General features: G+C 36.7%; 13 protein-coding genes. 11 read left to right on the forward strand and 2 right to left on the reverse strand.

Annotation, left to right across the window (positions count from 1 at the left end; all coding sequences use genetic code 11):
• Window positions 1-30: 30 nt before the first annotated feature.
• The 5 genes from FBT53_RS13185 (at window position 31) to FBT53_RS13205 (ending at window position 7,793) form a co-directional block, all read left to right on the forward strand.
• Window positions 31-1,185 (forward strand): 5-(carboxyamino)imidazole ribonucleotide synthase, encoded by a 1,155-nt coding sequence (locus FBT53_RS13185; RefSeq protein ID WP_136951706.1) that lies wholly within the window; start codon window positions 31-33, stop codon window positions 1,183-1,185.
• Window positions 1,182-1,673: a 5-(carboxyamino)imidazole ribonucleotide mutase gene (gene purE, locus FBT53_RS13190; protein ID WP_136951658.1), complete on the forward strand. Its 492-nt coding sequence runs from the start codon at window positions 1,182-1,184 to the stop codon at window positions 1,671-1,673. Before FBT53_RS13185 ends, purE begins: the two co-directional genes overlap by 4 nt.
• 94 nt (window positions 1,674-1,767) lie before the next feature.
• Window positions 1,768-3,798, forward strand: coding sequence for a M3 family metallopeptidase (locus tag FBT53_RS13195; protein ID WP_136951659.1), 2,031 nt, complete (start codon window positions 1,768-1,770; stop codon window positions 3,796-3,798).
• A 202-nt stretch (window positions 3,799-4,000) separates the two neighbouring features.
• Complete coding sequence (locus tag FBT53_RS13200) at window positions 4,001-7,393, forward strand: PAS domain-containing protein (RefSeq protein WP_136951660.1); 3,393 nt, start codon at window positions 4,001-4,003, stop codon at window positions 7,391-7,393.
• Complete coding sequence (locus FBT53_RS13205; protein ID WP_136951661.1) at window positions 7,386-7,793, forward strand: two-component system response regulator; 408 nt, start codon at window positions 7,386-7,388, stop codon at window positions 7,791-7,793. Before FBT53_RS13200 ends, FBT53_RS13205 begins: the two co-directional genes overlap by 8 nt.
• Here FBT53_RS13205 and FBT53_RS13210 read toward each other — a convergent pair.
• Window positions 7,790-10,360, reverse strand: coding sequence for a toxin-antitoxin system YwqK family antitoxin (locus FBT53_RS13210; protein ID WP_136951662.1), 2,571 nt, complete (start codon window positions 10,358-10,360; stop codon window positions 7,790-7,792). The genes FBT53_RS13205 and FBT53_RS13210 overlap by 4 nt on opposite strands.
• Before the next feature lie 295 nt (window positions 10,361-10,655).
• On the opposite strand from FBT53_RS13210, the gene FBT53_RS13215 reads away from it, so the two are divergent.
• From FBT53_RS13215 to FBT53_RS13230, 4 genes are all read left to right on the forward strand, one after another.
• Window positions 10,656-12,524 (forward strand): HAMP domain-containing sensor histidine kinase, encoded by a 1,869-nt coding sequence (locus FBT53_RS13215; RefSeq protein ID WP_169630368.1) that lies wholly within the window; start codon window positions 10,656-10,658, stop codon window positions 12,522-12,524.
• Complete coding sequence (locus tag FBT53_RS13220) at window positions 12,514-12,930, forward strand: response regulator (RefSeq protein ID WP_136951664.1); 417 nt, start codon at window positions 12,514-12,516, stop codon at window positions 12,928-12,930. Before FBT53_RS13215 ends, FBT53_RS13220 begins: the two co-directional genes overlap by 11 nt.
• Before the next feature lie 384 nt (window positions 12,931-13,314).
• A complete protein-coding gene (locus FBT53_RS13225) occupies window positions 13,315-13,869 on the forward strand; it encodes a sigma-70 family RNA polymerase sigma factor (RefSeq protein ID WP_136951707.1) in 555 nt (184 codons plus the stop codon).
• Window positions 13,860-14,102: a hypothetical protein gene (locus FBT53_RS13230; protein WP_240729833.1), complete on the forward strand. Its 243-nt coding sequence runs from the start codon at window positions 13,860-13,862 to the stop codon at window positions 14,100-14,102. The genes FBT53_RS13225 and FBT53_RS13230 overlap by 10 nt, the downstream gene beginning before the upstream one ends.
• On the opposite strand, the gene FBT53_RS13235 is transcribed toward FBT53_RS13230, so the two are convergent.
• Window positions 14,097-14,924, reverse strand: coding sequence for a hypothetical protein (locus tag FBT53_RS13235; RefSeq protein ID WP_136951666.1), 828 nt, complete (start codon window positions 14,922-14,924; stop codon window positions 14,097-14,099). The two genes, FBT53_RS13230 and FBT53_RS13235, sit on opposite strands and share 6 nt — an antisense overlap.
• 128 nt (window positions 14,925-15,052) lie before the next feature.
• Between FBT53_RS13235 and gcvP the strand changes: the two genes are divergently transcribed.
• Entirely contained in the window at window positions 15,053-17,893 is a 2,841-nt protein-coding gene (gcvP, locus tag FBT53_RS13240) for an aminomethyl-transferring glycine dehydrogenase (RefSeq protein ID WP_136951667.1), read from the forward strand.
• Between the two features lie 163 nt (window positions 17,894-18,056).
• On the forward strand, window positions 18,057-19,115 hold the full coding sequence (locus tag FBT53_RS13245) for a 3-oxoacyl-ACP synthase III family protein (protein ID WP_136951668.1): 1,059 nt from the start codon (window positions 18,057-18,059) through the stop codon (window positions 19,113-19,115).
• Window positions 19,116-19,124 lie beyond the last annotated feature (9 nt).

Here is a 19,124-nt window from a genome sequence, read left to right on the forward strand (position 1 = left end):
TTTTTGCCAGCATTAAAATTAGATATAACCATGCACTTCTTTTCTTCGGATTTTAAACTGGGTATTTTAGGCGGTGGCCAATTGGGTAAAATGATGCTTTATGAGACCCGTAAATGGGACATAACAACTAAAGTTATGGACGATTCCAAGGAAGCACCTTGCGCTATTGCCTGTAACGAGTTTGTTCTTGGCGACCTTTTAGATTATGATGCCGTGATGGAATTTGGAAAGGATGTAGACGTGCTCACCATAGAAATAGAAAATGTAAATGTAGATGCGCTAGAAGCCTTAGAGGAACAGGGTAAAACCATTTATCCGCAACCTAAAGTTTTGCGCACTATCCAGAACAAGGCTACACAAAAATTATTTTATAGGGACAACAACATACCCACATCTGAATTTACTAGATACGCCTATACCTCTGAAATTAAAGAAAGTGTGCAAAATGGCGGTTTGGAATTGCCTTTTGTTTGGAAAAGTGCGCAATTTGGTTATGACGGACAAGGGGTTAAAATTGTTCGTGAATTAGCTGATTTAGAAGGTTTACCAAACGTAGAGTGCATTGCAGAAGAGATGGTAAACTTCAAAAATGAATTGGCTGTAATTGTGGCTCGCAATAGTAAGGGCGAAACCAAGACTTATCCTGTGGTAGAAATGGAGTTTCATCCAGAGGCCAACCAAGTAGAATATGTAATTTGTCCAGCACGTATTCCAGAAGAAGTAGCACAAAAAGCGCAAGCCGTTGCAAAAAAAGTGAGCGAAGGTTTTGGACAGGTAGGTTTGTTGGCCGTTGAACTTTTTCAGACAGAAGACGATGCTATTTTAGTGAATGAAGTGGCTCCAAGACCCCATAATAGTGGGCATTATAGCATAGAGGGCAGCTTTACCAATCAGTTTGAGCAACATATAAGATGCATTCTTGGTTTGCCTTTAGGAAAAACCGAAAGTAAAGTAGCTGGTGTTATGGTAAACCTTGTGGGGGCAGAAGGCCATACAGGAGAAGTAGTTTATGAAAACATAGAAGAGGTTTTAGCCATGGACGGGGTTACCCCACATATTTACGGTAAAAAAATGACGCGCCCTTTTAGGAAAATGGGTCATGTAACCATAGTAGATGCCGATATGGCAAAGGCCAGGCAGGTAGCACAAGAGGTAAAAGAAAAAATTAAAGTAATAAGCAAATGAGCAAAGTAGCAGTAGTAATGGGCAGCACAAGCGACCTTCCGGTTATGCAAGATGCTATAGATATTTTAAAAGGTTTTGATATTGAGGTAGATGTAGACATTGTGTCTGCCCACAGAACCCCACAAAAACTATTTGATTTTAGTACCAATGCACACAAAAACGGATATGCGGTAATTATTGCTGGTGCAGGCGGTGCCGCACACTTACCGGGTATGGTTGCCTCCATGTCTCCTCTACCCGTGATTGGCGTGCCTGTAAAAAGTTCTAACTCCATAGACGGTTGGGACAGTGTTTTATCTATTTTACAAATGCCGGGCGGTGTACCTGTAGCTACGGTTGCCCTAAATGGCGCAAAAAATGCCGGTATTTTGGCGGCACAGATAATTGGCGCAAGTGACCAGTGTGTGCTTGATAAAATTTTAGTGTATAAAGAAGGACTAAAGGAAAAGGTAATCACAGGCGCAGAAGAAGTTAGAAATAAGTATTAGTTATTGGTTGATGGTTGATGGTTGATGGTTGATGGTTGATGGTTGATGGTTGATGGTAAGAAACTGAAGAAATTAAAATTTGAAAAAGAAAACAATGAAAAATCCTTTGTTAGAACCGTTTGATATGGCTCCGTTTTCCCAGATTAAAAACGAGCATTTTAAACCTGCAATAGAAGAAAGTATCTCCTTGGCAAAAGCAGAAATTGAGGCAATTGCCAACAATAAAGAAGCCCCAACCTTTGAGAATACCATCGCGGCGTTGGACTATGCGGGCTATCAATTGGATCGGGTTACGAGCGTTTTCTTTAACCTAAACTCAGCAGAGACCAATGAGCACATTCAAAAAATAGCTCAAGAAGTTTCTCCATTATTATCAGCTTTTCAGAACGATATTACCTTAAACGAAGGCTTATTTAAAAGGGTTAAAACGGTTTATGAACAAAAAGACAGTTTAGACCTTAGTGGCGAGCAACAACAATTGCTAGACAAGCGTTACAAAGCGTTTAGCAGAAACGGCGCCAACTTACCAGAAGACAAAAAAGAGCGGTTGCGAGAAATTGATGCGGAACTGGCAAAATTAAAACTCACCTTTGGTGAAAATGTATTGGCAGAAACCAACAAATTTCAAATGCATCTAACGGATGAGTCTGATTTAGCTGGCTTGCCAGAAGGTGCCAAAGAGGCGGCCGCGCAATTGGCAAAAACAAAAGAATTAGATGGTTGGTTAATTACCCTAGATTACCCAAGTTACATCCCTTTTATGAAATATGCAGAAAACAGGGAATTGCGCAAAAAACTATCCTTGGCCTTTGGCAGCAAAGGGTTTCATGGGGATGAACTAGACAACCAGAAAAATGTTTTAAAGATAGCCAAACTACGTTTTGAGCGTGCCCAATTGTTAGGGTATGCTACCCACGCACACTATGTGCTGGAAGAGCGTATGGCGGAAACCCCAGAAAAAGTAAACAATTTTCTACAAGAACTATTGAGCAAAGCTAAGCCTGCCGCTGAAGCTGAGTTTAAGCAATTACAAGATTTTGCCAAAGAAATAGACGGTATAGACCAACTACAAAAGTGGGATAGTGCTTTTTATAGTGAAAAGCTAAAGCAGAAGCTTTTTGATTTGGATGATGAAACGCTTAAACCGTATTTTAAACTAGAAAATGTTATTGCTGGTGTCTTTAAGGTTGCCGAAAAACTATTTGGACTTACGTTTAAGGAAGTAACCAACATAGATACGTACCATGAAGATGTAAAAACCTTTGAAGTTTACGATGCTAATGATGATTTCTTATCACTTTTTTATGCCGATTTTCACCCTAGACCTGGCAAGCGTGGTGGCGCTTGGATGACTTCTTTTAAATCTCAATTTAGAAAGGACGGCAAAAATGTGCGGCCACATGTAAGTAATGTGTGTAATTTTACCCCCTCTACAGCTAGCAAACCCTCCTTATTAACGTTTAATGAGGTTACTACCTTATTCCATGAATTTGGTCATGGTTTACACGGTATGCTGGCAGACACCACCTACCCTAGCCTTTCTGGAACTTCTGTATATTGGGATTTTGTGGAGTTGCCAAGTCAGGTTCTCGAGAATTGGTGTTATGAGAAAGAAGCGCTAGAATTGTTTGCCCATCATTATGAAACAGGAGAACTAATTCCTATGGAATTGGTGCAAAAAATAAAAGATTCTGCCACCTTTCAAGAAGGGATGCAAACCGTACGCCAATTAAGCTTTGGTTTATTAGACATGGCTTGGCACGGTCAAGATCCAACCCAGATTACCAATGTAAAAAGTTTTGAAAGCAAAGCATTTGCAGGCACTCAGTTATATCCTGAAACACCAGAAACCTCTATGAGTACTTCTTTCTCCCATATATTTCAGGGAGGTTATGCTTCTGGGTATTACAGCTACAAATGGGCAGAAGTTTTAGATGCGGATGCTTTTGCATATTTTAAACAAAACGGGATATTCAATAAGGAGATAGCCACTAAATTTAAAGATTACGTACTTTCTAAAGGAGGGACAGAAAATCCTATGGAATTGTACAAGAAATTTAGAGGTACAGAACCTAAAATTGAAGCACTTTTAGAACGAGCAGGATTACTAAACAAATCGGCTTAAGGATAACACAAACTCCCTAATTTTAATTCTTGGGGAGTTTGTATTGCCACTTTTCACGGAATATTTCCTGTCAATATACCATAGGTTTTTTACATCTAGCAGTAATTTTCTTATTAATCTATAAATATTAACTTACATTTATAGTAGATGTATATCATAATTAATAAGATAATTAATTCGTTAAGTTGTCGTTACTAACCACATGTTTAGTCTTCCTAAAATACATACGGATAAATTTAAGCAAGCAGGTAAAATTGCCAAGGTTGGAATATTTGAATATGAAATTGCCACACAGGAGCTATTCTGGAGTGATGGAATCCGGGTGATGACGGAGACAGAAATGAATGTTACCCCTAACCTACCACAGGTATTCTCTTTATTACAAGGTACCCGTAATAAGTATTTACTACGTAATGCTTTTACTAAGGCCATCAGTAAAGGTATAATGATGAACGTAGATTTAGAGATACGCACGCCGAAAGGCAATCAAAAATTTGTATGGTGTATAGGTGAAGTAGAATTAAAAAATGGAGTCCCCACCAAAATATATGGTATAGCTCAAGATATTACCACGCGTAAACTCCTTGAAAAAGACTTAAAAACCCAAAACCAACAATTACAATTTGCCGAAAAAACGGTTGCAATTGGGTATTGGAAATGGACTTTGGAGACCGATGAAGTTATTTGGTCCAAGAATTTATACACTATTTTTGACGTAGCCCCTGGTACTCCACTTAAGTTCAATGATGCCGTTGCAAAAGTGCATCCCGATGATGTAACCCATGTAGAACAATGTACACATCAAATTGTAACAACAGGGCAATTTAATAAGTTTAACTATCGTATCGTACTAGATGATGGCACGGTAAAACATATAGAATTGCAGGGCCATACTACAGTAGATAAAAATAACAAGATAACCCAACTAGTAGGCACGGCTCAAGACATTTCCTCACAAATAGCCAAAGAAACCGAATTATTCCAAAAAAACTATCAGCTGAATAAAGCAGAAAAAATGGCCCGTATTGGGCATTGGACTTGGAATTTAGATGAAGACATTGCCCTATGGTCAGACAATCTGTACGACATATATGGTGTAGAGAGGGACACCACTATCAGCTTAGATAAATTTACAAGTTTTATAGCAGAAGAAGATAAAGCAAGAGTTAATCAGGTTATAGAGACCGCTATTAAAACCAAAGTTTTTAAAGATATTGTTTATACTATAAACCTTGAGAGTGGCGAAACCAAAATCATAAAAACAGTAGGTGAAGTAAAAGTTATTGCTAATAACCGTGTAGTAGAAATGATTGGCACATGCCAAGACATTACGGAGCAGGTTAGTAAGGAAAAATTACTCATACAAAAAAACCATCAGCTTAATCTAGCAGAAGAAATGGCCATTGTGGGGCATTGGTCATGGTTTCCATCTATCAATAGGGTCACATGGTCTAACAATTTGTATAAAATTTACGAGCACGAACTTGGCACTCCCATCAGTTATGACACCTATATTGGCTACGTTCACCCTCAAGATAAAAAGGCCGTATCTGATAAAATAAGAAAAGCTTTTGACACTGGAATTTTTGAAAAGCAGGTCTATCGTATACAGCTTAAAAGTGGCACTATTAAGACAATCAGATCCGTCGGAAAAGTAATTTTTGATGAAGATGGTAACGTTACAGAGATGTTAGGCACTTGCCAAGATATATCTGAACAAGTAGTGCAAGAACAAGAATTAGTAAGAAAAAACAACTATCTAACCTTTGCGGAACGCCTCACTAAAATTGGTTACTATCAATGGGATACAGTAACGCATGATATTTTATGGTCAGATAATCTTTATACTATATTTGAGCACGAAAAAGGCGCTCCCATTACGTTTGAAACATATTATAATTACATTCACGAGGACGACCGAGATTATGTTCAAAAACAGGTAGAGTTAGGGTATGCTGGGAAAAAACACCATGACGTATTACACAGAATTACCCTACAGAATGGGAGTGTAAAAAACATTCGTTTGATTGCTGTTGGCAGATACAACAACAATGAGTTGGTAGAAGTTAATGGCACTTTACAAGATGTTACTGAGCAAGTACAAAGAGAACAAGAACTAATCTTAAAAAACGAATTACTAAACAGAGCAGAACAAGCCAGCAGTGTAGGCTATTGGCGTATGCAGGCAGAAAAAGGTGGTGCTGTTGACTTATCTGACAACTATTACCGAATTCTTGGTTTTGAGTTAGGCACTCCTATGGAGTTCGATACCCTATTAACACTTGTATTGCCAGAGGACCGTTCTATTGTAATTGATGCTAAAAAGGCCATTTTTAAGGAGAAACATTTTCCTAAACATGCGTACCGTATAAAAACTCCCGGCGGAGTCGTTAAAAATATTGTTAGTGAAGGTTCATTAATATTAGATGAAGAAGGACAAATAGAAGATATCATTGGCACCATCAAAGACGTAACTCAAGAGTTAGAAGCAGAGTTAAGATTTAAAGATTTGCTCGCTTCTACCCCAGACGCTTTGCTCATTGCTAATGAGGCGGGAGAAATACAATTGGTAAATAAACAGGCAGAATTATTTTTTGGCTACTCAGAAAAGGAACTAAAAGAATTTATTGTTGTAGACCTTGTGGCTAAAGGATACAAGCGCAAAAGTGTAGCCTATTACGAAGAGTTTTTTAGAAATCCGCAAAACATCACCCTAACTGATTTTGACGACTTACATCTTATAAATCGCAGAGGTGACCGTATTCCTGCCACTGTAACCTTAGGTCCATTTAAAACAAATAATGAGGTTTTAGCTATTATTACCTTAAAAGATATCACCTTACAAAAGCAACAAGAAGCCGAACTACTTACCGCGAATACGGAATTAAAAGCAAGTTCAGAAAAATTAAAAGAACAAAACAGACAGCTAGAGGATTTTACACATATTACCTCTCATAACTTACGCTCTCCTGTAAACAATCTTAATACCTTAATTAAATTCTATAATGAAACGGATGAGCAAGAAGAAAAAGACGTTTTGTTTGATAAAGTTACCATTGTTGCTAATCACCTAAACGACACCTTAAACACCTTAATTGAGTGTCTAATGATAAAAAGTGACACCAATATTGAAAGGCAGCAATTAGATTTAAATGCTGTTTTACAAAAAACCAAGGAACTACTCGCAGCAGAAATAAAGAAAACTGGAGCAGTAATACAGGCAGATTTTAAAGCCATATCTACTGTAGTTTACAATGATATTTACTTAGAAAGTATCTTTTTAAACCTTATTGGCAACGCTATAAAATACCGTTCTCCTGAGCGTAGTCCTATAATTAATGTAAGTACCAAATGGGAGCAAAACAGTGCATTTCTATATTTTAATGACAATGGACTAGGTATAGATTTGCAAAAACATGGTCATAAAGTTTTTGGCTTACACAAGGTTTTTCATAAAAATCCAGAAGCTAGAGGCATTGGCCTGTATATGACAAAAGCTCAAATAGAAGCCATGGGTGGCTCTATTACAATTAAAAGTGAAGTGAACCAAGGAACCACATTTAAAATCGATTTAAATCTATCTCTTGATGTCTAAAAAACCAAGTGCTTGCATTATAGATGACGACGACATCTATCAATTTACCATGAAAGCTATTCTTAAAAAAAGAAACGCTTTTGAACATATCTATATTTTTGACAACGGTGATGAGGCTATGAGCTATTTTTTGGACCATTGTGAAGCAACAGATAAATTACCAGATGTAATCTTCTTAGATATTGACATGCCTGTGTTAGATGGTTTTCAATTTATGGAACAATATAATCTGTTAAAACCAAGAGTAAAAAAAGACATCATTATTTATATGACTTCTTCTTCTTTAGACCCTAAAGACTATGAAAAAGCTACTAAATTACACGACATAGTAGAATACATTGTAAAACCAATAGAAGACAGTAAGCTTACACAAATAATAGAAAAATTGCATAACGTTTAGTATAAACTAGATTCATTGATATAGTCTACTCCTAAATTTAAGCTGTTAGAAAATGTACCTACAGCTCCGAACAGCATTTTTTCTTTAGATTGGAACTGTAACGAATGGTCTGCATCATAAATTTTTATCGTTAGAAAGTCGTCTTCTATTGCCAAAATGTAGTAGTTAAAGCTTTTTTGACCGCTATATGTATTATTTAGGTACAAGCTACCTTGCACCAACTTATTGTCTTTAATGGTTGCTTTAGCCAACGGATTACCTTCTTTGGCATACCGAGTAACAACTCCTGTCAACACTCCGTCTTTTAAAGTATAATCAAGTTTTTTCGCCATAGAATTTGGGTAAAACCGGGTACAATGAGCCGTTCCCCCTACAACATAGTCCTTTACCAATCTCCCTTCTTTATCCGTAGAATCTTCTTTGGTTAACATACCGTCTTTAAACGTTTGTATAACCAAAGAACGACCATAAGACAATGGTTTTTCTCTAACACCATGGTATGGCTTACCCATTTTATACTCCATCTTACCAATTACGGCGCCTTTATCATCATAATAAATAGATAAACCATCTAACTCATCGTCTTTATAATGCAATTCACTTTGCAACTGACCATAATTAGAATAGGTTTTAAACACACCCTCTCGTTTGTCGTTAACGTATGTACCCGCTGTCAAAACATTTAAATTGTAACTCAATTTTTGATAGACACCGTGGCGTTGACCATCTTTTAACTCCCATTTTTCTTTTGTACTTGGCAAATAAGCTGTGTCGTTCCAAACCTTCCCGTTCTTAAACGTAGCTTCTGCTATTAATTCGCCCTCTTTGCTATAAAATACAGCACAGCATTCAATATCTACTTTTTGAATAAGTACAGGGGTTATTTCTCCATAACTACTAGCACTGCCGTAATCGTACTTTTCTAGGTACACTTCTTTGCCATTTTTGTATTTGGCTATTTCCTTTACCTTATCTGATTCACTAAAAAATTTATATAGCGTTCCATCCTTTTTTACATAATCGTATGTACCCAAAACTTTAGCATCTAAAGCGTAGAAAGTCCCAGATTCTTCCTTATAATTTTTGAAGTAGATATCACTTTGTTTATTACCGTTGCTATAAAAAAACTGCTCCCTAACCTTACTCCCGCCAGTTTTATCAAAATCCGTAATCTTTTTAAACCTCTTGATGTCCTTCTCTCCTATTTGGCGTTTTACCCATGTAATCCGTTGTTGTAAAACGCCATTTTTGTAGTCTGCTATTTCTTGTACGGAATGGTCTTGGTAATCCAATCTATAGCGTTGACCGTTTAAAGGTTTGCCATATGTACCTTCCCCTTCTAATTCTAAAATACCTAGTTGCTCCCCTTGATAATCAAAATACATTTCTTTCCCAGGTATAGTTTTCACCTTTATCTTATTTGTACCGAGAAAATATTCTTTTCTTTCTATTAGTTTTCCTTCTTTATAAATAGTCCTAAAATTTCCGCTAATTTCTGTGCCAGTTACAGGCGCATAATTTTCATACGTAATAGATGCATCTTCCGTACCATCTTCTAGATAACTGGTTTGTGATTTTTTAATACCATTATCAAAAATGTTAACAACCTTTAATTGCCTGTTAGCATAATATTCTTTGTGGACCACTTGTTTACCCTTGTTATACGTAATTGCTGTTTTTACATCTTCTTCTGTAAACCCGTCTTTACTATAATTATTCCCATACTTAAATAGCGTACCACTATCTACTTTTCTACCATATTGTTCAAAGGTGTAAACGACAGCCCCTAGTTCTTTTCCATCCTTAGTATAAAATGTTTCTTTAAGCTGTGGTTCTTGAGTCAGTGCTATCTTTACATTTCCGTTGTCGTAATACAAGGTTTGCCCTAAATAGATTCCTTTTTTATAGTAATTGATAGCATGTACACGCATGGGGTTATAATTATAAAAAACTTCTATACCATCTATTCCAAAGTTGTCTAGCTTTACTTTTTTACCTAAATATTTTCCGTCTTTACCATAGTAAACTGCAGCTGTTTCATATTCCTTTTGAGTACCAATACGTACCCTACGTATACCTTTAATATCATCTTGGTAAACTATCTCCTTAATGGTATCACCTTTAACTTCTATGTAGTTGCCACCAAAGCCTACTGTAATGGTATTTCTTTTACCTGCAATCTGTTTGTTATTTTTATACGTAGCTACCAGCTTTTCTCCACCTAAATAACTAATGTATGGTCCTTCTAATCTTCCATTTACATACGCCGCTTGTTGCAACACTGCACCATTTTCTTTATACCATGTTACTGTACCTTGCCATATTTCTTTGGTAGGCGATGTGGAAGTTGCTTCCATCTGTTTTTGTCCGCTCATATAAAAGTCTCTGTAGCGGTATAAATCTCCTTCTTTAATTACTGGCAATCGGTAATAACTTGCTATACTTTTGCTGGCAACTGGTTTCCATTTAGCATCAAAATAAACAGTATCTTTCTGATTATTAGATTGGCTGTATGCAAAACTTACCATACAGAAAATAAAAAAGACGGACAACTGGTTAAACTTCATTTTTGTTCTCAAATTTTGATTCAAGCCAAAGATAAAAAGCCACGAAAACGATTACCTCCCTGATTTCAGGGTTTCTCTAGCAAAACCATACTAAACCCTACATAAACGACGTTAGCATAAGAGACTTCATAAAACATAGGTAGGAAATTTATTGTTAAATTTTATTAAAGAGGAGATTAATTTATTTAATTTGCAAGGCATCTCCGCTTTACAAGCTGAGTATCAAAACATAAACACCCAAAAAGACTAGTCATACGCTAATAAACACCTTGACCTTAAATAAAGAACAATGGTAATGGACAGCTATTCCGAATTCACCGGAAACATTATTGAAGAAACCAATCATATTGCGAGAATAGGGATTTGGTATTACGATTTGGTTGAGGAAAAACTGCATTGGAATAATATTATAAAAGACATTGCGGAAATACCGCACGACTTTGAACCTACCTTACAAACCGCTTTTGGTTTTTATAAAGAAGGAATTAACAGAGATACTATCTATGCTTCTTTTATCCATACCATTAAAACAGGTGAACCCTTTGATGTTGATTTAGAAATAGAAACGGCTAAAGGGAATCAACGTTTTGTACGCTCTATTGGACAAGCAGAACATATTAACGGGCGTTGTGTTAAAGTATATGGTATTTTCCAAGACATTACAGAAAGGACAAAGAATAAGATTCTTTTAGATAAAAAGAACAAGCAGCTCACTTTTGCAGAAGAACTGAGCATGATTGGTTATTGGAATTGGGATTTAGTAAATGACAATTTGACCATGTCTGACAATTTGTATCTAATGTACGATTTGCCATTAGGTAAACCCTTAAGTGTTGCAGATGCTTACTCTAGGGTACACAAAAAGGATTTAAATGGGGTAAACAAGCACTTGACTAAAGTTCTTAGAACCAAAAAGTTTGAAAAATACATTCATAGAGTAGTTAAACAGGATGGTACTATAAGGTATTTAGAGCTTATTGGTAAGACCGTTACGGATGAGAATGGCAAAGTAATTGAACTTTTTGGTTCTTGCCAAGATATCACGGAGCAACGTATGGCAGAAATTAAATTCCGGGGATTAATGGAATCCGCTCCGGATGCTATGGTCATAACAGATGAGCGGGGGCGTATACAACTTATAAACAATCAAGCAGAACTTCTTTTTGGTTATTCTTTACGAGAGCTTTTTAAAAAACCGGTGACACTACTAACTCCCACCAGTTTAAGAGATTTAGAAGTATTTTACGGTAAAGATTTTTATAAAAATCCTAAGAATATTCTATTTAAATCTAGTCACGATTTATTCATTACTAATAAAGAAGGCAAATACATCCCTGCACAGATTAGTGTTAACCCTGTAGCCACTGCGGAAGGCACTTTAATTTCTATAGCCATCAGAGATATTACCGAACAAAAACGGGCCGAGTATAAAATTCTTGAAACCAACCAAAATTTAAGACATACCACTACAAAATTAAAAACTCAGAATAAACAATTAGAAGATTTTACCCATATCACCTCTCATAATTTACGTTCACCTGTAAGCAATTTAAATACGCTTTTAGGTTTTTACAAAGAAGCTGAAGACAATGAGGAACGTGCTCTTATCTTTGAAAAGTTTGAAACCGTTGTAGACCATTTAACAAGCACATTAAACACTTTAATTGACTCCTTAACTGTAAAAAATAACAGAGGTGAAGTATTAGAAACCTCCATGAGCCAAACCTTTAAAAAAACCAAAGAGATGCTTGGTCCAGATTTACAGAAAACGGGCACCTCTATAACTGTAGATTTTTCACAATTAGATACTTTAAGATATAACCCCATTTACTTAGAAAGCATATTCCTAAATTTAATGAGCAACGGAATCAAGTACCGTTCACCCAATAGAGCTGCTCATATTAAAATACGTACAATATTAGAAGGTAGTAAAGCGTTTCTAGAATTCGCCGATAATGGTCTTGGGATAGATTTACAGCGTTACGGCCACAAAATATTTGGCCTAAATAAGGTATTCCATAGAAATCCAGAAGCACGCGGCGTAGGTTTGTTTATGACCAAAGCCCAGGTAGAAGCCATGGGCGGTTCCATTAGAGTAGATAGTAAAGTAGATGTAGGAACCACATTTACCATAGATTTAAATTACACCCTTGATGACAAATAATCTTAATGTTTGTATAGTAGATGATGATGCAGTGTACCAGTTTACAATGACTTCAATTTTAGAAAAACTAAAGTCTTTTGATAAAATTTTGGTTTTTTCTGACGGAGAAGAGGCTATAGAATATTTAATTTCTAACCTAGACAATAATAAACAATTACCAGATGTTATTTTCTTAGACCTAGACATGCCTATAATGGATGGTTTTCAGTTTATGGAAGAATACATAAATATTAAGCCACGAGTGGGTAAAAAAATAACCATTTACATGGTCTCATCTTCAGTAGACCAAAGAGACATTGATAAAGCCAATTCTATTAGCGAAATATCGGACTACATTATAAAACCTATTAGACCGGTTAAATTAAAAGCTATTGTAGAAGAATTACGCTCCACTGGTAAACTGTAATTTCTAGGGCAAAGTTTCAACTCCTATAGATACCATTCTAAAGGCTACCCATAAAACGACTAATACCGCTACCAACGCAACAATTCCTTTTCCGTATTTGAATACCATAGCCAAGGTTTTGCTTTCAATTTATCACAATTTGTGAAATATTTAAGAGATTAAAGAAAAAATAATAACCTTTATTTCAATTCTATTTTTTGTAGCTGCTCAAAAAACACGCTAAGAAAATTGTTTAATCCTAGGAAAATCAATAAAAATAGATGAACAATGTTTTAGGGTAATGCTGTGAGAGTTTTGTGAACCTTGGGGTGCAAATTTGTAGTCTAACTAAAGAATGTACCACATTCCTTAAATTCACTACATTTGGAATTACGAAAAAAACACATGCCAGTTAACCATTTAAACCCAAATATGTGGGTGGATAATTACGCGGACTATCTTTTTAATTACGCAGTTAGTCGTGTTAATGACACCGAAATAGCCAAAGATTTGGTACAAGAAACCTTTATGGCCGGCTTAAATTCTGCCAAAAACTATAAAGGTGATGCTGCCGAACGGACTTGGTTAATTGCTATATTAAAGCGAAAGGTGATAGACCACTACCGCAAAATCAACTCTAAAAAAGGTAAAGCAGAGGTAAAAGTTAACTTTGTTGCTAACGATGAGCAAGAAGGCGATTGGTTAGAAGAAAAAGTAGCAGATTTATTTTCTTTAAGTGGTGATGATGCTATGGAAAATGAAGAATTGGGTGTAGCTATTTATAATTGCTTATCTAAATTACCTAAAAAGCAAAGCGATGTTTTTAGGATGAAAACCATACAAGGAATGGCTACAGAAGATATTTGTAATGAATTAGGAATTAACCCGTCTAATCTTTGGGTTATGATACACAGAGCCCGAACATCCCTCATGGGTTGTTTAAATCAAAATTGGTTTTAGTACTTATGATTTCTTGCGATAAAGCTGCCGAAATTTGTAATAAAAGTCAGTATGATGAAGCTGGCTTTTGGGAAATTTTAAAATTAAAAATACATGTGTTCTATTGCAAACACTGCAAAACACATTCTAAAAAGAATACCCAACTTACAGCGCTGTGTAATAAGGCTAATTTGCACACAATGAGTGTAAGTGACAAAGAAGCACTTAAAAAGACCTTAGAAAAAGAATTATAACGCACTTTTGTACAACATCGTAAATAAGGCCATTACTATCGGTATTGCCTCTACCCATAATGCTGCATAGTTATTTTTCTGCTGTATACGTGTAAAAAAAAGTGCAAGGAATAAAAGAAAAATCCAAAGTACATCTTGCCAGTACCCTATAGTTGATACTCGCCGTTCTATTAGCGCTAAAAGTACGTAAAACAACAGCAAACCGTAACCTATTTGCTTTGTTTTAGCAATCCCAAACCGTTGTGGTAAGGTCCTTAGCTCTAATGCATCGTATTTTAAGTCTCTAATTTCAAAAGGTATCAATAACACCAATACTAATACGAGTTGTTGTAAAAACAACCACAAAATGGTTAAATCAAATACTTTACATTCTGCCAATATAGGAATCCAAAGCGTAAATCCTGCCCAAACCAAAGCCACCAGAAAAATTTTTACCCCCCCTAAGCTTCGTAAATTTTTTGCCCTCGGCAAAAAAGGAATGGCATATAGGGCAGAGATGACCGCCAAGATACAAAGCGGCAGGTACAACTGCGTATCCACATAAACAAACAGAACGTAAAACGCTAAAAAACCAACTATAAAACTAAATAACTGTATAGTTCTGTGGTGTGGAGTAGACACTAGAATATACTTTCTAGCTTCTACCCCGTATTTTATAAAATTATAACCAACAATCGTAGCACTCCATAAAAAGATTGCATACCAAAAATCAAAAGAAATGTTTAGCTTTTCTAGCGTTACATAGTACAAGGAAGAAACCGCCAAACCTACATGGATACTAGCATCCAAATAAAATTGTAGTAAGCGCCTAAACGTTTTCATTAAACAAAAGTAGCCAAAGCTTTTAGAAGGTTAATTCTTGGTTAACAACTTTAGATTTGCCCTGTCGCCAATTTGCCAATTATAAGTGAATTAATCAGTAATTTTGATCACTTTATTTTTTGGGTACTATGAATACAGAACTATTTGCAGCCCGCCACATTGGGGTTAGGGAACAAGACTTGAAGAAAATGCTTCAAGTAATTGGGGTACAAGATTTAGAAGAATTAATGTACCAAACCATTCCAGATGATATCCGCCTTAAAAAGGAATTGGATTTACCTACTGCCCTTAGCGAGCATCAGTTTTTGGAACACATTCAGAAACTATCAGAAAAAAACAAAGTATTAAAGACTTATATTGGGCTTGGTTACCACAATACCCTAACGCCTTCCGTGATTAAAAGAAATATTTTAGAGAATCCAGGATGGTATACCGCCTACACACCGTATCAGGCAGAAATTGCTCAAGGTAGATTAGAGGCTCTTCTTAATTTCCAGACTATGGTGTGCGATTTAACCGGAATGGAAATTGCCAATGCTTCTCTCTTAGACGAAAGTACGGCCGCGGCAGAAGCAATGACTATGCTTTTCGATTTGAGAAGCAGACAACAAAAGAAAGAAGGCATACTCAAATTTTTTGTGTCAGAAGAAATACTACCACAAACCCTAAGTTTACTGCAAACCCGTGCCATTCCTCTAGAAATAGAACTTGTAGTTGGCAACCACCAAACGTTCGATTTTAGCACAGAATTCTTTGGCGCTTTACTACAATATCCGGGCAAAAACGGAATGATTTATGACTATGCAGATTTTGCCAATAAAGCTAAAGAACAAGGTATTAAAATAGCGATTGCTGCAGATATTTTAAGCCTAGTATTACTTAAAGCTCCTGGAGAGTGGGGTGTAGATGTAGTAATAGGCACCACCCAACGTTTTGGTATTCCTTTAGGTTATGGAGGTCCGCACGCTGCATTTTTTGCTACCAAAGATGCCTATAAAAGAAATATTCCTGGGCGTATTATTGGTAAAACCAAAGATACAGATGGCAACCCCGCTCTGCGTATGGCATTGCAAACCAGAGAACAACATATAAAAAGAGACAAAGCAACTTCTAACATCTGTACAGCTCAGGTCCTTTTAGCTGTAATGGCTGGCATGTATGCGGTTTATCATGGCCCGGAAGGGTTAAAATATATTGCAGAAGGTGTACATAGAAAAACTAAAAAATTAGCAACAGCTCTTACAGAAAAAGGATTTGGTTTAGCTAACGCAAATTTCTTTGATACCATCACCGTTACTGTTAAAGATACTGAGGCATTAAAAAATAAAGCTTTAGAACAGGGAATTAACCTAAATTATTGGGATGCTACCACAGTAAGTATTGCCTTAAATGAAGCCACTTCTGAAACGGATGTTGAAGAGCTTATTGCACTGTTTAATGACAATTTAGCAAATACGCAAAAGTCCGCTGTAATCGGTATTCCAGAAAATCTAGAAAGAGATACCCCCTATTTAGAAAACGAAGTTTTTAACAGCTACCATTCAGAAACCGATTTAATGCGTTACATTAAAAAATTGGAACGTAAAGATTTGGCGCTAAACCATTCCATGATTTCTTTGGGTAGTTGTACCATGAAATTAAACGCCGCTTCTGAAATGTTGCCGTTAAGTTGGACTAATTGGGGTAATATACACCCTTTTGTACCATTAGACCAAGCTGCTGGCTACCAAGAAATGCTGAAGAACTTAGAAGACTATCTTACAGAAATTACTGGTTTCGCGGCAACCTCGCTACAACCAAACTCAGGAGCTCAAGGAGAATTTGCTGGTTTAATGACCATACGTGCATACCATGAAGCTAATGGAGAGGGACATAGAAATATTTGTATAATACCAGCATCTGCGCACGGTACTAATCCTGCCTCTGCAGTAATGGCTGGGATGAAGGTAGTGGTTACCAAAACAGACGAACGCGGTAATATAGATGTGGCAGATTTAGAAGAAAAAGTAAAATTACACTCAGAAAACCTGTCTTCTTTAATGGTAACCTATCCGTCTACGCACGGTGTTTTTGAGTCGTCTATTAAATACATAACCAACCTAATACATGAACATGGTGGTCAGGTTTATATGGATGGTGCAAATATGAATGCGCAAGTAGGCTTAACCAATCCTGCAACTATTGGGGCAGATGTTTGCCATTTAAACTTGCATAAAACCTTTGCCATTCCACACGGAGGCGGTGGCCCTGGTGTAGGTCCTATTTGTGTAGCAGAACAATTAAAACCATTTTTACCCACAAATCCTGTGATAGCTACTGGCGGTGAAAATGCCATAACTGCTATTTCTGCAGCTCCCTGGGGTAGTGCACTGGTATGTTTAATTTCTTACGGCTACATACGTATGTTAGGAACTAAAGGTGTAACTAATGCTACCAAGTACGCTATCTTAAACGCCAATTATATTAAAGAAAAACTAACGGGTAGTTATGAGGTATTGTACACAGGAGAAAGAGGAAGAGCTGCTCATGAAATGATTATTGATTGTAGACCTTTTAAAGCGAATGGTATTGAAGTCACAGATATCGCAAAGCGATTGATGGATTACGGTTTTCATGCTCCAACGGTTTCTTTTCCTGTAGCAGGCACCATGATGATAGAACCTACTGAAAGCGAAGGTATAGCAGAACTAGACCGTTTTTGCGAGGCTATGCTTTCTATAAGAGCAGAGATTGAAGCTGCAGATGTAGATGAACCTAATAATGTCCTGAAAAATTCGCCACATACAATGGCTATGGTTACGGCAGATGTTTGGGAGTTTCCTTATAGCAGGCAACAAGCCGCATATCCTTTAGAATTTGTGGCTGATAATAAATTTTGGCCATCGGTTAGAAGAACGGATGAAGCTTTTGGAGATCGTAATTTAATTTGTACTTGTGCGCCTATAGAAGCGTATGCAGAAGCTCAATAAGCCCTTATAAAACTGGGAGTTACCTAAAACTATAGTTTATAAAACACCACTTTCTTTTTTAATGAATAGTGGTGTTTTTATTTTTTGGGCATAATACATTTTATTATGCATGCATAGTATTTAATGGTAGTTTTCGGTATCTTTCCCTGTAAGACTAAACTGAATGAATATTACTATTACCGGAACGGGTAGTTACATTCCCGAAACTGCTGTACCAAACTCAGATTTTTTATCTCATGCATTTGTAGATGCTAATGGAATGGCGATTGCTGCTCCAAATACTGAGATTATTTCAAAATTTGAAGCCATCACGGGCATTAAAGAACGTAGGTACGCCAACGTAGAACAAAAGGCTTCAGACTTGGGATATTTAGCAGCAGAGAACGCCATAGCAGATGCCAATATAAACAAGGAGTCCATTGATTATATTATTTACGCGCATAACTTTGGCGACCTTGCTCCGGGTAAACCTCAAGGAGATGTACTACCGAGTTTAGCCAGTAGAGTAAAGCATCTATTGCAAATCGAAAATCCTAACTGCGTAGCATTCGATTTAATATTTGGCTGCCCAGGATGGCTAGAGGCAATGATACAAGCCAAAGCACTCATAGCTAGCGGCATGGCAAAAACTTGCTTGCTTATTGGTGGGGAAACTTTGTCTCGTGTAGTGGATTTATATGATAGAGATAGTATGATTTTTGCTGATGGAGCAGGCGCCACAATTCTGCAAAAAGATGGTGGCAATGGCAGTATTCTAGCTCATGCAACACAGACCTACGCTAATGATGAAGCATACTTTTTATACTTTGATTCTAGTTATGAGAGTTCTGCAAAAAACGAACAGCAGTATATAAAAATGCATGGCAGAAAAGTATATGAATTTGCTTGTATTAAAGTACCCAAAGCCATGAAAGCCTGTTTAGACAAAAGTGATGTAGCCATAGATGAGGTCAAAAAAATTTTTATACATCAGGCAAATGAAAAGATGGATGAGGCCATCATTAAGCGTTTTTACAAGCAATACAACATGCCGGTACCAGATGGCATTATGCCCATGAATATTCAGCAACTAGGGAATAGCTCTGTTGCTACTATACCTACGCTGTTAGATATGGTACGTAAAGGGCAGTTAGAAAACCATGCTTTACAAGAAGGTGATGTTATTCTGTTTGCAAGTGTTGGGGCAGGGATGAACATCAATGCTATGCTTTACAAAGTTTAGCGTTTTTTA

It is taken from the genome of Flavobacterium sp. ASW18X, assembly GCF_005144745.1.
GTDB lineage: Bacteria > Bacteroidota > Bacteroidia > Flavobacteriales > Flavobacteriaceae > Croceivirga.

What these genes read in the sequence shown, in the direction of transcription:
- gcvP (WP_136951667.1), top strand. Translation starts at nt 15,053, where the DNA reads ATGAATACAGAACTATTTGCAGCCCGCCACATTGGGGTTAGGGAACAA.
- FBT53_RS13245 (WP_136951668.1), top strand. Translation starts at nt 18,057, where the DNA reads ATGAATATTACTATTACCGGAACGGGTAGTTACATTCCCGAAACTGCT.
- FBT53_RS13210 (WP_136951662.1), bottom strand. Translation starts at nt 10,360, where the DNA reads ATGAAGTTTAACCAGTTGTCCGTCTTTTTTATTTTCTGTATGGTAAGT.
- FBT53_RS13235 (WP_136951666.1), bottom strand. Translation starts at nt 14,924, where the DNA reads ATGAAAACGTTTAGGCGCTTACTACAATTTTATTTGGATGCTAGTATC.
- purE (WP_136951658.1), top strand. Translation starts at nt 1,182, where the DNA reads ATGAGCAAAGTAGCAGTAGTAATGGGCAGCACAAGCGACCTTCCGGTT.
- FBT53_RS13220 (WP_136951664.1), top strand. Translation starts at nt 12,514, where the DNA reads ATGACAAATAATCTTAATGTTTGTATAGTAGATGATGATGCAGTGTAC.
- FBT53_RS13215 (WP_169630368.1), top strand. Translation starts at nt 10,656, where the DNA reads ATGGACAGCTATTCCGAATTCACCGGAAACATTATTGAAGAAACCAAT.
- FBT53_RS13200 (WP_136951660.1), top strand. Translation starts at nt 4,001, where the DNA reads ATGTTTAGTCTTCCTAAAATACATACGGATAAATTTAAGCAAGCAGGT.
- FBT53_RS13205 (WP_136951661.1), top strand. Translation starts at nt 7,386, where the DNA reads ATGTCTAAAAAACCAAGTGCTTGCATTATAGATGACGACGACATCTAT.
- FBT53_RS13185 (WP_136951706.1), top strand. Translation starts at nt 31, where the DNA reads ATGCACTTCTTTTCTTCGGATTTTAAACTGGGTATTTTAGGCGGTGGC.
- FBT53_RS13225 (WP_136951707.1), top strand. Translation starts at nt 13,315, where the DNA reads ATGCCAGTTAACCATTTAAACCCAAATATGTGGGTGGATAATTACGCG.
- FBT53_RS13195 (WP_136951659.1), top strand. Translation starts at nt 1,768, where the DNA reads ATGAAAAATCCTTTGTTAGAACCGTTTGATATGGCTCCGTTTTCCCAG.